Annotated in this window: 14 protein-coding genes and 1 pseudogene; 6 read left to right on the top strand and 9 right to left on the bottom strand. The window is 36.8% G+C overall.

Annotated features, from left to right (window positions below; genetic code table 11):
- Positions 1–53 precede the first annotated feature (53 nt).
- Positions 54–1,229 carry a mannose-6-phosphate isomerase gene (gene manA / locus PSF31_RS10375; protein WP_096863809.1) on the bottom strand — a complete coding sequence of 392 codons (1,176 nt, stop codon included), beginning with the start codon at positions 1,227–1,229 and terminating at the stop codon, positions 54–56.
- 179 nt (positions 1,230–1,408) lie between these two features.
- Here manA and fumC point away from each other — a divergent pair, with 179 nt between their 5' ends.
- Positions 1,409–2,806, top strand: coding sequence for a class II fumarate hydratase (gene fumC / locus PSF31_RS10370; RefSeq protein WP_036957725.1), 1,398 nt, complete (start codon positions 1,409–1,411; stop codon positions 2,804–2,806).
- A gap of 59 nt (positions 2,807–2,865) precedes the next feature.
- Here fumC and tus read toward each other — a convergent pair whose 3' ends face one another.
- From tus to PSF31_RS10355, 3 genes are all read right to left on the bottom strand, one after another.
- Positions 2,866–3,780 (bottom strand): DNA replication terminus site-binding protein, encoded by a 915-nt coding sequence (gene tus / locus PSF31_RS10365; RefSeq protein WP_096863761.1) that lies wholly within the window; start codon positions 3,778–3,780, stop codon positions 2,866–2,868.
- A gap of 141 nt (positions 3,781–3,921) precedes the next feature.
- Positions 3,922–4,500 (bottom strand): lytic polysaccharide monooxygenase, encoded by a 579-nt coding sequence (locus tag PSF31_RS10360; RefSeq protein WP_232062958.1) that lies wholly within the window; start codon positions 4,498–4,500, stop codon positions 3,922–3,924.
- Between the two features lie 84 nt (positions 4,501–4,584).
- Positions 4,585–5,856: an MFS transporter gene (locus tag PSF31_RS10355; RefSeq protein WP_004254299.1), complete on the bottom strand. Its 1,272-nt coding sequence runs from the start codon at positions 5,854–5,856 to the stop codon at positions 4,585–4,587.
- Between the two features lie 125 nt (positions 5,857–5,981).
- Between PSF31_RS10355 and PSF31_RS10350 the strand changes: the two genes are divergently transcribed.
- From PSF31_RS10350 to bioD, 3 genes are all read left to right on the top strand, one after another.
- A complete protein-coding gene (locus PSF31_RS10350; protein ID WP_036957727.1) occupies positions 5,982–6,893 on the top strand; it encodes a LysR family transcriptional regulator in 912 nt (303 codons plus the stop codon).
- A gap of 91 nt (positions 6,894–6,984) precedes the next feature.
- On the top strand, positions 6,985–8,196 hold the full coding sequence (locus PSF31_RS10345; protein ID WP_096863760.1) for an ROK family protein: 1,212 nt from the start codon (positions 6,985–6,987) through the stop codon (positions 8,194–8,196).
- A 142-nt stretch (positions 8,197–8,338) separates the two neighbouring features.
- Complete coding sequence (gene bioD / locus PSF31_RS10340) at positions 8,339–9,013, top strand: dethiobiotin synthase (protein WP_004254308.1); 675 nt, start codon at positions 8,339–8,341, stop codon at positions 9,011–9,013.
- Positions 9,014–9,084: 71 nt separating this feature from the next.
- Here the strand turns inward: bioD and PSF31_RS10335 are convergent, their stop codons facing one another.
- The 4 genes from PSF31_RS10335 to PSF31_RS10320 form a co-directional block, all read right to left on the bottom strand.
- Positions 9,085–9,318, bottom strand: coding sequence for a DUF1161 domain-containing protein (locus PSF31_RS10335; RefSeq protein ID WP_036957728.1), 234 nt, complete (start codon positions 9,316–9,318; stop codon positions 9,085–9,087).
- Between the two features lie 45 nt (positions 9,319–9,363).
- Positions 9,364–9,735, bottom strand: coding sequence for a DUF1283 family protein (locus PSF31_RS10330; RefSeq protein WP_036957730.1), 372 nt, complete (start codon positions 9,733–9,735; stop codon positions 9,364–9,366).
- Between the two features lie 82 nt (positions 9,736–9,817).
- Entirely contained in the window at positions 9,818–10,567 is a 750-nt protein-coding gene (gene ydfG / locus PSF31_RS10325) for a bifunctional NADP-dependent 3-hydroxy acid dehydrogenase/3-hydroxypropionate dehydrogenase YdfG (RefSeq protein WP_094960554.1), read from the bottom strand.
- A gap of 76 nt (positions 10,568–10,643) precedes the next feature.
- Positions 10,644–12,263, bottom strand: a complete 1,620-nt coding sequence (locus PSF31_RS10320) for a DUF4139 domain-containing protein (protein WP_164561004.1) — start codon at positions 12,261–12,263, stop codon at positions 10,644–10,646.
- Positions 12,264–12,555: 292 nt separating this feature from the next.
- Between PSF31_RS10320 and PSF31_RS10315 the strand changes: the two genes are divergently transcribed.
- A complete protein-coding gene (locus PSF31_RS10315) occupies positions 12,556–13,473 on the top strand; it encodes a hypothetical protein (RefSeq protein ID WP_164561005.1) in 918 nt (305 codons plus the stop codon).
- A gap of 283 nt (positions 13,474–13,756) precedes the next feature.
- Here the strand turns inward: PSF31_RS10315 and PSF31_RS10310 are convergent, their stop codons facing one another.
- On the bottom strand, positions 13,757–14,233 hold the full coding sequence (locus PSF31_RS10310; protein ID WP_096863752.1) for an Hcp family type VI secretion system effector: 477 nt from the start codon (positions 14,231–14,233) through the stop codon (positions 13,757–13,759).
- Between the two features lie 705 nt (positions 14,234–14,938).
- On the opposite strand from PSF31_RS10310, the pseudogene PSF31_RS10305 reads away from it, so the two are divergent.
- Positions 14,939–15,585, top strand: a pseudogene (locus PSF31_RS10305) (hypothetical protein); the annotation flags it as partial.

Genomic DNA, 15,585 nt, shown 5'->3' with positions numbered 1-15,585 from the left:
GTTTTATATAATCGTCTTCATACAATGAAGACGGTTAAATACAGAATATGACACTATTTGTTAAATACCCGGGCTAGTTTGCCACTGCCATTAATGGTTATGCTTTTCTCATAAGCAGGCAAGAAAACAGATTCACCTGAATTAATGCATATTTCATCATTACTTGAATGTAAAACTAACTGGCCTTCAATACAGAACAAAATTGAGGCACTATTGTTAGATAGCGCAACTTCCGAGTGGGTTATAGAATATATATTAAATGCAAAATCTTCTACTGGAATATTATATTTCCAGATATTTCCAGATTTTTCGGGAATACTTAATAAATCCTTTGCAAACGTAGGCTTAAAGTCAATGTTAGCAATCAGCTCTGGGATATCTATGTGCTTATTTGTTAACCCAGCACGCAGTACATTATCTGAGTTTGCCATCACCTCTAACCCAACACCTTCTAGATATGCATGTGGCGTTCTGGCATATAAAAACATCGCTTCACCAGGTTCTAATTCAACGATGTTAAGAAGAAGAGGGGTAAATAGCCCATTATCTTCAGGATATAGGCTAACCATTTGCTTTATTGAGTTCCATGGCTCGCCTTGTCGGCTGTTTAAAGCGGCTTTCAATACGCCAAGTGCTAAATCTTTTTGTTCACCTGTTAAATTAAGAATTTGTGCAAATAAACGAGATAACTTTTCTTTTGTTGGGTCTTGAACAAATAATTGGATATCAGGATGTGCAGCTGAAACAAAATCCAGTAATTGCGCGATTTCATTCAGTGGGCGAAACGCGTTCATTGCCTTAAAAGGTGTTAACGCAAAGATTAATTCAGGTTTATGGTTGTCATCTTTATAATTGCGTATTGGGGAATCTAGTGGGATGCCAGCCGAATTTTCTTTAGCAAAACCAACTTCAGCATAAGTTTTGTTTGGATGTACTTGAACAGACAACGGTTGAGCAGCACATAACACTTTAAATAAATAAGGTAAACGATGATAAGTTTGTGCGACATGCTGACCTAAGTAGGCTTCAGGATCACTTTCAATTAAGGCGTTAAGTGGAATACTTTGATTTTTTTCCGCATCGAGAACTTCGGAGCTTGCTTTTGGATGAGCACCCATCCAAAGTTCAGCCATAGGTAAGCTACCAGGGTTTGAAATCCCATATAACTTAGTCAGGGCCGTTTTACTGCCCCAGTCATAGTTTTGGACTTTGTTTATCATTTTAAGCATAGCAAAATTCTCTTTTTCATAAAAATCAACTGATTTCCTTTTCACTACAATACAATAAGCTCGACCAAGTCTCATAAATGAAATTCAATTTGTGGCATTATACTGCTCGGTTATTTGCTTACCTGCAAGCAGATGATTCTAAAATCAATTATTCTGTGTATGTACCTAAGGAGATAGTAATGGCAGCCACTCGCATTGAAAAAGACTCAATGGGACCAATTGAAGTACCTGCTGACCAATTGTGGGGCGCGCAAACGCAGCGTTCTTTAGAACATTTCCGTATATCTGTAGAAAAAATGCCTGTTGCGTTAATTCACGCACTCGCTATCACTAAAAAAGCCGCTGCTAGTGTTAATATGGATCTTGGATTATTAGCTAAAGAGCGCGGCGATGCAATCATTGCTGCTGCTGACGAAGTTTTAGCTGGTAAACATCCAACGGAATTTCCTCTAGCTATTTGGCAAACCGGTTCTGGTACGCAAAGTAACATGAACATGAACGAGGTTTTAGCTAACCGTGGTAGCGAAATTCTCGGTGGTCAACGTGGTAATGATCGTCTTATTCACCCTAATGATGATGTGAATAAAAGTCAAAGTTCAAATGATGTTTTCCCAACGGCAATGCACGTTGCTGCGGTCGTCGCAATCCGCGAACATCTTCTCCCTGAACTGAAAATTTTGCATCAAACATTAGATGCAAAAGCGAAAGAATTTAAAGATATTGTAAAAATCGGTCGTACTCACTTGCAAGATGCAACCCCGTTGACGCTAGGCCAAGAAATTTCAGGTTGGGCTGCAATGTTAGCGCATAATGAAAAACACATTGAAAATTCTGTTCCTCATGTGTGTGAATTAGCGCTAGGTGGTACAGCAGTAGGGACTGGTTTAAATACGCATCCTGAATATGCGGTACGTGTTGCGAAAAAAATCGCAGAATTAACTGGCCAACCATTTGTTACGGCACCTAATAAATTTGAAGCATTAGCAACTTGCGATAGCCTTGTACATGCACATGGTGCTTTAAAGGGCTTAGCTGCCTCTTTAATGAAAATTGCCAATGATGTTAGGTGGTTAGCATCTGGTCCTCGCTGCGGTATTGGTGAAATATCTATCCCAGAAAATGAGCCAGGCAGTTCAATCATGCCAGGTAAAGTAAACCCTACACAGTGTGAAGCACTGACTATGTTATGTGCACAAGTTATGGGGAATGATGTTGCTGTTAACATTGGTGGGGCATCCGGTAATTTTGAGCTGAATGTATTCCGCCCAATGCTAATTGATAATTTCTTACAGTCTGTTCGCTTATTAGCTGATGGTATGCGTAGCTTTAATGAGCATTGTGCGATTGGAATTGAACCAAATCGTGAGCGTATTGAAAAATTACTTCATGAATCGCTAATGTTAGTGACAGCTTTAAATACTCACATTGGGTACGATAAAGCGGCAGAAATTGCTAAAAAAGCACACAAAGAAGGGCTGACGCTGAAAGAATCTGCACTGAAACTAAACTATTTAACTGAAGAACAGTTCAATGATTGGGTTCGTCCAGAAGATATGGTTGGCAGCATGAAATCTTAAGCTAGCTTATTAAACTGGCTTTATATAACACCCATACTGTTTGACAGATGGGTGTTTTTTTAGCGTTCTATATACAAATTTAAACGTGGTATTAATAGTTCAACTGCTTTTGCTCTGGGCCGATTACGGATTGCAATGTTATTGGCATGGTAATCGGGAAGTTCACCGACTTTAATTTCTGCCACCGTTTTTTCAAGCGCAAAAACAAATAAAGGCGTTGCACAAGCAAACTGGGTTTGTTTCTGTTGTTCTTTATCCCACACACGAGCGATTGGCTGAACTTTGACTGGCCGTTGAGTTTTTAAAACCGCATTGTAAGGTAGGGCGTCAATTAAGCGAATTTCATTTTCCAATTGTAAGCGCCAGTGCTCTTTTGGTAAATGAAGAGGGCAGCGGCCACTTTCTAAGCTTGCTTGTAAGCGGTCTAGCATTGCTTCTTTTGTGACTTTATTGATAACTTTTTTATTCGCCCAGCCAAAATTAATCGTATCGACATCAATCAATGAAGAGAGGGTTCGGTAGGTATTCAATGTTAGTAGGCCATGTAAACTATCACGAATAAATTCGAATCGATGAGGTTCGTCAACTTGTGTGACAATGGCTTTTATATGCATTTTTAACTCATTGATCTTTAAAATTAATGAATTAAAGTTACGATAAGTTTGCAAATTAGTTTGTACACATATAACCCCCGGTAAACGGATAGCGGCTTTGTTGCTGACCTCGTCTGGTTTGTTTTGTAAAAACAATAAATTAACTAACTTTACTGTTTCACGTATCGCATCATGACCAACTAATGTTTGTACTGAGATTTGTTCTATCTCATTATTCTCTTCACCTTTAATTACTGAAGGTATCTGGAAGACATGAGCTGTAAATGGAACTTGTTTTGATTGTTCCAATAACAACAGGCTAAATTGGTTTATTTGTGATTCCAATTCATTGAACGTATTAATTAAATCTTGTTTTTTCATAGTTTAGTTACAACATTCAAATAGGTAATAAACAATAAATAACATAAACTCTCGTGTTTATCTATAAGAAAATCAGAGTCAAAAAGGGCAAGTGAGGCATTTTAACACTTGCCCCTTTCTTATATAAGCTTTCCTTTGACGTTAATTTATTTCTGTATCAATAACTTGATAAAACGCATTTTGCGTATCATCTATCGTCCAAATGGCTAAAATGACATGGTAACCTTTTTGATTTTTTGGCAATACACACTTGTGCTCAACAGTCTCTTCTGGAAACTCTACGCGTTCAAATTTACAAAATGGCGTTAGTGTAAATTGATTACGAGATAGCAAGGCGTTTGGCTGCCAGTCTGGCTTAGTTATGAAATATTCCCATTTTGTCGTTTTATGTTTTGCCGTAATGTGCCATTTAAACCTAACATCAGGTGAATTTAAGATAACCCGTTGCCATCGATTCGCAGTTTGTATGTCTAAGGGAGAAAAAGCAGCAATACCGGCGCTAGCAATTTTTCCATCAACTGGGCCATATTGAGGAAAACCTTTTTGGCCTTCAATAGATTGCGGTTCATATTGCACAGCTCCGCAGTGGGTATTTCCCCCTTGCTTGCAGTAATATGAACGACTTTCAGGGGATTCGACATAGCCATGGGACCAAACAAAAGAACTACAGCATAGGAGTAATGGGGCAATTAAAAATGGTTTTATAGAGAATGGTTTCATTGGGTTTCCTCGTAATTAATAGACTTTTTTATCATCTACTAATCACGAGAAGGTATGGTAGTTTAACCTTTATTAGTTCCTAATCTACTGGTTATAACAAATTGATTTCAAACGGTAAGCAATGACTATGCCGATAAATAATATTCCAGCAATAAATAGCGCAACGCCATTCCAGCCAAAGTGTTGCCAAAATAAGCCACCAACCGTACCTGCAATACTTGACCCAGCGTAATAACTAAATAAATACAGAGAAGACGCTTGTCCACGTGCTCGTTTAGCTCTGCGTCCCACCCAGCTACTCGCTACAGAGTGCGCTGCAAAAAAGCCCGTTGTTAGTATTGTCATTCCTAGCAGCACTAACCAAACATTTGAATATAGTGTGATTAAAATACCAACTAACATCATAGTAATAGACGCTATGAGCACTCGTCCAAGTCCATACTTGTGAATTAAACTTCCCGTTTTAGTCGCACTGTAAGTCCCTGTTAAATAAATAACGGATAACAAGCCAACAGTAGACTGAGAAAAAGAGTAAGGCGCTTCAAGTAAACGATATCCAATGTAGTTGTACATTGTGACAAAACCCCCCATCAAAACAAAGCCTTCAATAAATAGAAAAGGTAAGCCTTTGTCTCTAAAGTGTAGATGCAAATTAACCCATAGATTCTTAGGTTTTAAAGAACTCGCACGGAAATGCTGAGAAGGGGGCAATAAGCGCCAAAAACCAATAGCCGCGATCAAAGCTAACGAACCTAAAATCACAACGGCAACACGCCATGAATAAAAATCAGCAATCACTCCCGTCACCAAACGGCCGCTCATTCCACCCAATGAATTACCACTAATATATAACCCCATAGATAACGCAACATAACTTGGATGGATCTCTTCACTCAAATAAGTCATAGCGACAGCAGCAACGCCACTTAGCGATAAACCGACTAATGCCCTCGCAATTAAGATCCCTTGCCAACTCTGCATGACTGAACTGAGCAGAGTAAATAGTGCAGCACAAGCCAATGCAATAACCATCACATTTTTGCGACCTATTGCATCTGAAATTGGCCCGGTAATCAGTAAACCTAATGCCATCAAGCCAGTACTCAGTGATAATGATAAGCTTGCAGTTGCAGGGGAAATATTAAAATCCTCTGACAGCATAGGTAATATTGGCTGAACAAAATATAGCAAAGCGAATGTGGCAAAGCCCACCGTAAAAAAAGATAAGGTTACACGTAAATACAGCGCATCATCTCTTTGTATATAATGTTTTTTGGGTGTGGTATTTCCCTGCAAGGGTGTTCTTATTCCTTCATTAGGCCGCTCAGATGTGAGGCTATTTTGTGAGTGTTCCATGTTTATTCCTTGTCATACCAACACGTTTGATTTCGATCAAAGAATAGAAACTTTCTAGTTTTTTGTCTAATATATTAATTATTAATAATAATACTTTAAACATATTAATGGGTATTAACCAAAAGATGAGTATAGAACTTAGACATCTTCGATACTTTATTGCTGTCGCTGAAGAGCTTCATTTTGGCAAGGCAGCTGAACGTCTGCATATTTCACAGCCCCCTTTAAGCCAGCAAATACAAATGCTTGAAGAGAAAGTTAATGCAAAATTGTTAGAAAGGAATAATCGAAACGTTGCGTTAACGCCTGCGGGGGCAATGTTCTTAAAAGAGGCATATCAAATTTTAGCTCAAGTCGATGCGGCTGCGACAAAAGCAGCTCGCATGGAAAAAGGCGAACTTGGGGAGTTATCTATTGGATTTACGTCAACTACGCCATTTATGCACAAAGTTACCATGAGTTTACGGCAGTATCGGGAAGCTTACCCTGAAGTTTCTATTCATATGCATCAGATGAATACCAAACAACAGATAGCGCCATTAATTACGGGGCGAATTGATATTGGTATTATGAGAAATACGGTGTTACCAGAACAATTGGATTACCAACTATTATTTAAAGAACCATTTATGGTTGCCGTCTATGAAGGCCATCCATTATTAGAATTTATTGATGTTGGTGTTGATATTCAACAACTTGCTGATTATCCATTCATTTTCTTTGAACGTGATGTTGGTACCGCACTATATGATGAAATAAATCAATTGTTAACATCTGCGGGAGTGGTACCCACCATTTCTCAAGAAGCGGGGGAAGCCATGACCATTTTAGGATTAGTTTCCGCGGGAATGGGAATTTCTGTGATTACAGAATCATTCACACGAATGAAAATTGATGGTGTAAAATACTTAAAACTCACTAATATTAATGCTTCATCTGAAGTTTGGTTAGTCTACAATACTCGTAGAACATTACCTGCCGTAGCCAAAAAATTAACAAATCTTTTGATGGCCAACATTGTTGGCAACCAAGAGTGAGCTAGTTCACATTTTCAATGTAAACGAAATCATTCATACACAGATTAAGGCATAATAACTCATTGCTTTATAAAGGAATTGAATTATTACCATGGTGAATCAAACTGGTCACATTGACCAAATCAAACAGTTAAATACGGGTATTGTATATCGTATCATTGATCAACATGGTCCAATTTCGCGTATTGCCTTGTCAAAACAGGCTCAGCTTGCGCCTGCCAGTATCACTAAAATTACACGTGAACTTATGGATGCTCACTTAATCAAAGAGTTAGAGTTTCCAGTGCTTGGTTTACGTGGGCGTCCAGCTGTAGGGCTGGTAATTGAAAGTGAAGGGTGGCAATTTCTAGCGATCCGTATTGAAGGCCAGAAACTGATTATTTCCTTGAAAGAAATTAACGCAGTTACCTTGGCTCAAACAGAATATCCATTCACACCGTTAGGCAATAGTGAATTCATGGATTCGCTTACTGAATTAATCAGTCAATTTTTTGCTAGCAATCAAAAAATATTAGAAAGAGTCACTGCAATTAGCATTCTTATTGATGGTATATTAGATCCTCATACAGGTGTTATTTATCAGCATCCATCTTTTAAAATCCACCAACTGGCCATAGCGGAATCTCTTACCAAGCAAACCGGTTTACCAGTTTATTTACACCCTCCTGTGGATGCTTTAGCGTTAATGGATCATTTCTCTCATCAAGAGAAAAGAAAAGAAAAAAATATTATTTACTTACAGCTACAAGATGTTGTTAATGTCATGGTGCTAAGCCATGGAACAACATTAGATACAAATACCCATCGGCCTATTTTGTTCGGCCATACCCAATGTGAACCCTGTAACCATAGCTTTTGCTATTGTGGTAGCGATGGTTGCTTGGAAACCCAAACTTCTATTCCTGCAATATTACACCTAGCTGAAAGTTTGCTAATAAACTACCCTGATTCGCATTTACATCAGAAAAATATCTCAATTGATAACATTTGCTCTGGAGCAATATCAAACGATAGCCTTTGTGTTTATCTTATTAATCAGGTTGCTCAACGGTTGGCAAAACCATTAGGATTGATGGTGAATTTATTAGGGAGCGAGCTAATTTTGGTAAACTCCCCATTGAATCAAGATTCTGAGTTATTTTTAGAATGTTTACATAATCATATAAACAAACATACAATCCCTCTATATTCATCTAATTTAGTAATAGAAAAATCCATATTTACCGTTAAGGATAGTGAAACGTCATTAATACAGAGAGCGTTATATGATGGTTCTCTACTACTACAACTATTACAAGGCTAAAACAATTCGATAATATTTATACTATCGTACACAAAATTGAGCTAACGCAAACTTCTCACTTACCCATTCCAATAAACTGAATCCATATCATTTTTGCAGCTTATTGCTGTATAAGTCTGTCACTTCAGGATAGAAAAAGACCATGATCAATCTATTTGTTACCGGGACAGATACAGATGTCGGGAAGACAGTATCGACGCTTGCCATCCTGCAAGCACTAAATAGCCAAGGAATTAAAGCCGTGGGCTATAAACCTATTGCGGATCAATGCATTGATACCCCTGAAGGAATCAGAAATAAAGATGCATTGCTAATCCACAGTGTTTCTCAAGACCTTGTTTCCTATGATGAAGTTAATCCTGTGCGTATCACAGATAATTACAGTCATGAAAATAGCATTGATTTTAATAAAATAAAGCATGGGTTAGACCATTTACATCATCAATGCGATATGGTTGTTATCGAAGGTAATGGGGGATGGCGCTATCTACTTGATGATAATACTTTTTATGCAGACTGGTTAAAAGATCAGCCGGTCGGTGTTATCTTAGTCGTCGGTATTCAACATGGCTGTGTTAATCATGCATTATTAACCGCTGATGCAATTCGAGCCGATGGGTTACCATTAATAGGTTGGATGGCAAACCGCATCAACCCAGGGTTGGCACACTACGCCCAAATAATTGACCGGTTGCAACATCATATTAAGGCTCCATTAATTGGAGAAATTCCATATTTATTGCGCCCTGAAGAAAAAGAGTTAGGGCATTACCTCAATACAGATAAACTGCAAGAACTTATCGCTATTCCTAACTAATTGCTTAATAAGCAATAAAGAAAAAGGGCGCCATCATCAAATAGCGCCCTTGATTCTATCTAAATTGTAACCTAGTGACGAGTATAAATGATTTTATAAGAATCATTTTGGCAGTGCCCGACAACTTGGCCTTTAGACGAGTCAACTTCATCATTAGGCACTGCAACCAAACTAAAGTTATCAGCAGGAACGCCATTATTGATAATCTTTTGTTTGATTTCCTCAATCACACTTTCACATGAAGCTTGGGCAAAAACTGGCACTAGCACCAATGCAAATAAGGGTAACAACAATTTCTTTTTCATCTTCTCTCCTTGATCAACAGCTCCATAAGACAACCTATTATAAGGTTATGGATTATTAATTGGACGGCCATTACTTACATCAAGGCAACGTTTAGTGCTCGGTTCCCAGTAAGCATTTAGATTGAGGCTTTTTTCGCATTTATCTTTTGCATCAAAAGCCTGATCTACTTTATCAAACTCTTTTTCGGTACGAGTATTAACCTTTTTGCGCAACATACGGGTATCATCCCATTGTTCCTTTTCTTGACGCGCTTGCTCTTTATTAAGAGAGTCATCGCCTTTGCCCACAGAAACGCAAGTACTGCCTGCAGTGCATGATGTCGTGGATTGTGCCGCAGAAGACGATGTAGCCCAAAGTAAAGGGAGACATAAACAAATCGCAGTTAAGCCAGTTTTCAACATTTTGTGTGAACTCATGTAAATTCCTTACTAAACAGGACCGATAACCTGAGTATAGCTAAAAAAGTGTCAGTGCGTCTGTATAGAATAGTACTAAAAATTAAATCTGTTTATGTACTGTTAAACCTGCAAAAGTTTGGCAAACAGGCATCAATTCTAATGTATTTACATTCATATGTGCAGGTAATGTGGCAACCCAGTATACCGTTTCCGCGATATCTTCAGGGGTTAGAGCGTCAGCGCCTTGATAAGTACTAGCCGCTTTATCATCATCTCCTTTAAAGCGAATATTTGAAAATTCTGTTCCACCGACTAGGCCTGGTTCAATATCAGTCACTCGGATTTTTTTCCCCTGTAAATCAGCACGTAAACCAAGTGAAAACTGTTTAACAAAAGCCTTGGTTGCACCGTAAACATTGCCACCTTTGTAAGGCCAGCTCGCCGCCGTAGAGCCAATATTAATAATATGACCGTGATTGTTGGCAACCATGCCTTGCAATACTTCGTAGGTCATATTGACTAAACCTTTGGTATTCGTATTAATCATAACGTCCCAATCATCAGGATTGGCGTCAAATGCAGGTTCTAAACCTAATGCTAAACCTGCATTATTCACTAAAACATCGATTTTTTTGAGATGTGCAGGTAAATTTGCAATCGAATCATGGATAGCTTTTCTATCTTGGATATCTAAAGTTAACGGATAAAATTTATCACCTAACTCTTTATGGAGGGCTTCTAAACGCTCTGTTCTACGTCCTGTACCAATAACAGTGTAATTATGTTTGATAAATCGACGGGCAATTGATTCACCAAAACCAGAAGAAGCACCCGTTACTAAAATAATCATTGAAAACCTCATAGTTGTTATTGTCGTGTTAGCGTGATTTCATTTTAACGCTATCTATTGGGAACCACAAAAATTGTTACAACCCCAATATTTGTTTGTCTTTTGGGTAGCTCAATGTATAACTGAATGAGATTTGCTTTTCTTCATTAGGTTCTAAGGTGATATCCCATGTTATTTCACCGGTGCTTTTGTTGGTGACCGCATTTTTATCCTCTATTGCAGACACTTTTATATCGCTATCCTCACTTACTGGAATTTGGTCATAAACTGTTACTTCAACGGGTTTCGTATGCATATTCTTTATTTTAACCAAGTAACTTTCTGTTTGTTGGATTGTTGACCCCATAAAACTCGGTTTTTTCTTTATTTTTTCATTTGGTTCACGGGAAACCTGAATATTCTTATCGACCCCAAAAGGTACTACCAATGAGTCAACCAATTGATTAGCATTGACCATGAAATTGCCTATATAAGTATTTCCATAATATATATTAGCATTACCATTCAATAGGTTAAGTGATTGCCAATCTTCAATATTCGCTTGTAAGAACACTTCTTCAGTTAATTTTGGCGTGGCGGTATATTTATATTTAACATCAATATGTTGTTGTTTGATGGTGAGCGAATTCGGCTTGACCGTACTTTTTAGCGAGTAAGGCAGGGCGATTTCGTAATTTAAATTGATACCGTTATTAGACGTTGTAACAAAGTCTGCTATTCCTGAATTGATTGTCTTCTTCTCACTAACATGACTTTCTTCATACATTGCCACTGGGGCTGCAGGCATTCTCATTCGAGCCTGACTCGCTATTTGAGCATTATTATCATAAACGGACAAACGCCAAGGTTGTAAGACAGAAGGCATGATATTTTTAGAGGGGTTAATCGTTGAAAGTGTTAAGTTAATTTTATCCCAATCAATGCCTGTATTTTGCACTATATCCGCTTTGTACGTTAAAACAATAGGGGATTGCGAATTTAAGCTACGGAGATCATAACTCGGAGACCAAGCAGCATCAGGTGTTAAATAAGAAACTTGCAACTCTGTGGTAACTGGCTTTTTCGCATCGATAGATAAGACAATTTGGCTTTGTTCGCCAATTGAAGAGGGCATATTTTCATCAATTTTTGCCTGCAATAACGCGGCTTTTTCTTGCAGTTCAACTAATTCCAACTGGTGTTCTTGTTGATCTTGTAAAATATTAGACATCTGCTGACGCATAAAATTTAATTTTTGGGCGGATTCTTCTAGTGTTTGCTCTGTATTTTCCCCAAAAAAGCGGTGATCTTTCAATAAGCTTAATTGTTCTTCACCTACTTTAATTGCAATATTCAATGTTTCTATTTGCTGACTTAATAGTTTTTTCTGTTCCAAAAGTTCAACAATAGCAATTGGATAATTAGCTTCAGTTGCTATTTTTTGAAGATTAACGGAGCGAATAACCACATCATCATGTTTAAGATTAATCGATAATGTACGCGGGTCAATATTATTCGCAATATTAGTGAGAACAACGGAACTCTCACCCTTATTAAGTGACAGTGTCACGGTGTTATCTAATTCGGCGCCACGTAAGAATACAGTTGCGTGGTTAAGTTCAACAGGTTGATTTAATAAGGTTTCTGCAAAAATATAATGAGAATTAAATAATGTAGCAACCAGCAGGCTACTTGCTAATCGAGCAGGTATCTTCATAGTTGAGCTCCAAGAACCAATTATTGGTATAAAATTGAAAATTGAGTTAAGTGGCATGGTATTGCATTTTAATATTTGTTGATAACAGATAAAGCTTAAAGTCGCTTTAAAAAATAGTCCCGTATATCCATTGGCTACTGCAGTTGATGACATTAGGGTATTTAGCCAGAAAACGGTGTCCGTTCATTACGTCAGCGGGAGCGGATATCGTTAAAAGGGTTTTGATTGCATATAACCTAAGTGAAATTTATAATGCATTAACAACTAAAAAATAAATCAAAAGGAAACAAAAATGGCAATGGAAGATTTTGATGAAGGATGGATATATCGCTCTAAAAATACTGAACAATGGATGCAGCTTACTGATGATGCGGCAGAATTAGGAGCAAGTGTTGTAAATGATATATATCAAGGTGTAAGTAGAGCATCGTTGAGAGAGTTCTCTATGAATCCATCTAAATTAAATCCCTTTCATTCTCGTTATTTTGAACATAATTTAATTCCGTTAAGAACAGCCCTAAGGCAGACAATGAATGAAGAAGAATTACAAATACTAATAATTTTATATCGAATTGTAACTTCACCATTTAAATATTATGATGTAATATCCGATTTAGTATCAACTATTTTTAATTCAATTATTGATATTTCATCCAATGAGAAATTAGAAGTCATATTAAAAGTTTTGGTAGATAATGGGCTAATTGAAGATAAAACCATATCACAGGAAATAAAGAATTATTTTAGAAGCAAGTTGTATTCAACTTTGTCAGGATTTATAAATAATGCAACAAATTTCAGCCCTTACTTTAATTATAAAAGTCCACAGAATATTTTAGAAAGATTTTCAGCAAAAATGCTAGTTAAAGATATATTGGTATATACACTATCTAATCTTATTGCAATTATTATTCTAAATAACTTATCTAAAGCGGCAGTCATTAGAGGTTCCTTAGGTACTCCTATTTTAGTTCTATCTGGGTATGGAATTGTTGAAAAAATGTCCGCTTCATCCAGAAGGCTGTATAGAAATCATCCGGTTGTTTTTAATAAGTTAAAAGAAAAAAACATTAATATGTTATATTATTTTGCTGAACCATTCTTTGAAAAGATATTAAATTTAATTTCTTCAGGGGATAACAAGCTGGTTTTAGATAATTTATACTTGGCTTTTAATGAGTTAATTAATAATGCTAGAACAGGTAAATAACATGCGTGATTTTCTTAGTGGTATTTTAGATTTGATTTTTTTAGAGTTATTTATTTGGGTAAACTTGTTTTTTTCAGCTACCATATCTGTATCGATCTATTTTTTCCTAAAAGATCTAGGGATTGAAAGTGAGGGGGGTACTTTAATTATTTTTCTGATTTTATTTATCGGGATGTTCATTCTGAAAAATATCATTTATAATAAGCTAAAATAAAGAAAAAGCTAATTTAAATAATAGGTTTTTATCTTTCAAAATTTCATGATGATAAAAACCTTATTACTATTAAAGGCTTTGTTCACAAATGCTATAACCTGATGTTCCTGCAGTTATATGATTATATGTAATATCCCTATATATAATTGAAAATGATTCTTCTGGTTGCATATCATTGCTATTGATTGAATGAGGTATTCTAACATTGCGATTGATAATGTAGGCTTCATTAATTTTAACAACTAAATACTTTTCTATGGTTCCATTTGTTGTCGTTTTATAAATACTCAATTCTAATTGAAGCTTTTCATTATTAGAGTTTGCCACTAAAAGCAGTGGGGTTGATTTATCAATCATCTTAATAAAATCAACAGGATGGTGAGTCATATTTTGCATACGCGATGTTGATTCAGAATACTGAGTAATAAATATTTCATCTTGATGATTTAATTGAAATTTATTCCCTATAGAATCCTCAGTTCCACAGCCTCTTGAAATTAAACCTTGTCGTTCACCAGTTAGCTTTAAATAAATTATATTAGACATTTATTTCAATAACCTATGTTGTTTTATGTAGACAGAATAGTAGCATATTGGTTAATCTTAAATCAAATTTCTCAACTTTTATGTCGATAGATATGTGAGGCGACACGCCGATTTTTCAAAGGAAATTAAATACCAATTCGCCGATACAATGGGGGGACATATTAAGTGCCACGAAACCGCGCTTGCGCCACTGGTTGACAGGGTTTTAATTGTTCGATCTAATAGCAATTTAATAGTTTAATGGTCGAAGACGAAAGAATCTTTCAGCGATAATTTATAGGGAATGAATTAGGTGAAAACTGTTTGGATTAGTGAAAAATCATTTTTGGCAATGGCTAAGTTCATGAACGACTATAACGAAGCTAAAAAGAACCAACACGGAATTAACCAGCCAAAACGCTGTATTTCTTCGTTTCACACTTATGTCAAGGCTAAGTTAAAATGTCCGCCTTTCAGCAAAGTTGAAATATCCTTTTTCTTTCCCCACGTCGAAAAAAGAAAGGTTAACCCCATAGATAAATATAGTGCAGACATTTAGATTGAGCCAGGATTAGACATTAGCATTGAGCCTCTACAACTTAGGTTCGCATAATGCATATTATGTTAAACGTGACGTAATGAGGAATAACTTCATGAAAGATAAAATATCAGCTAGATAGCACTGTTAGCCCCTATTGACTCGAGTACGTGTTACGAATTTAGTACGTGGCTGAATCGCAAAGTTTTCGTGCTGCATCCTTATCAGCAATGATGTTAGAGGACCGTTCTGATAAAAGCCAAACCGGCATTGATCATCAATTGTCAATTTACCGTAGAGAAAACACTTCAGTTCAAGTACCAGACTTGAATCACTCAAATTCGTTCCTTAAAGAAACTGGGATGATGCTGATCGACCCAACGGTAAATATTGAAACTAATTTTAAAACAAACTTGCAGACCTATGGCCAAACTAATAAAGAGGTTGCTAATTATATAACCAGTACCATTTCTGGTTCATTTGTACCTGAATTAAAAGCCGCTCATGCTGCTTTAATTGCATCACAAAAAGATAAAGAAGCATCTGAATTAATATCACGACATGCGTTACTCCATCCTCTCGAATTAGGTTGCTGTACACGCGATGTTGGCCGTTGGGGATGCCCTTTTGCGATGAAATGCCAATCTGGTTTACCCTGTGGGTATTTCACGCTCTCAGGTCATCCCAAGGAGATATTTATCATTCGTAAACAGATTGCTCAACGAGAAATAGATATCAAAAAATTAGAGGTGTTGGTTGATGAGGATCCAGGATACACATCTGCTTTAAATGAAGCCAAAGAGTCGCTTTTAATTCTAGAAGGATTTCAAAAAAA

The sequence above is a fragment of the Providencia sp. PROV156 genome, assembly GCF_028480905.1.
Taxonomy (GTDB): domain Bacteria; phylum Pseudomonadota; class Gammaproteobacteria; order Enterobacterales; family Enterobacteriaceae; genus Providencia; species Providencia hangzhouensis.
This window is presented reverse-complemented; position numbering and strand designations above follow the sequence as displayed.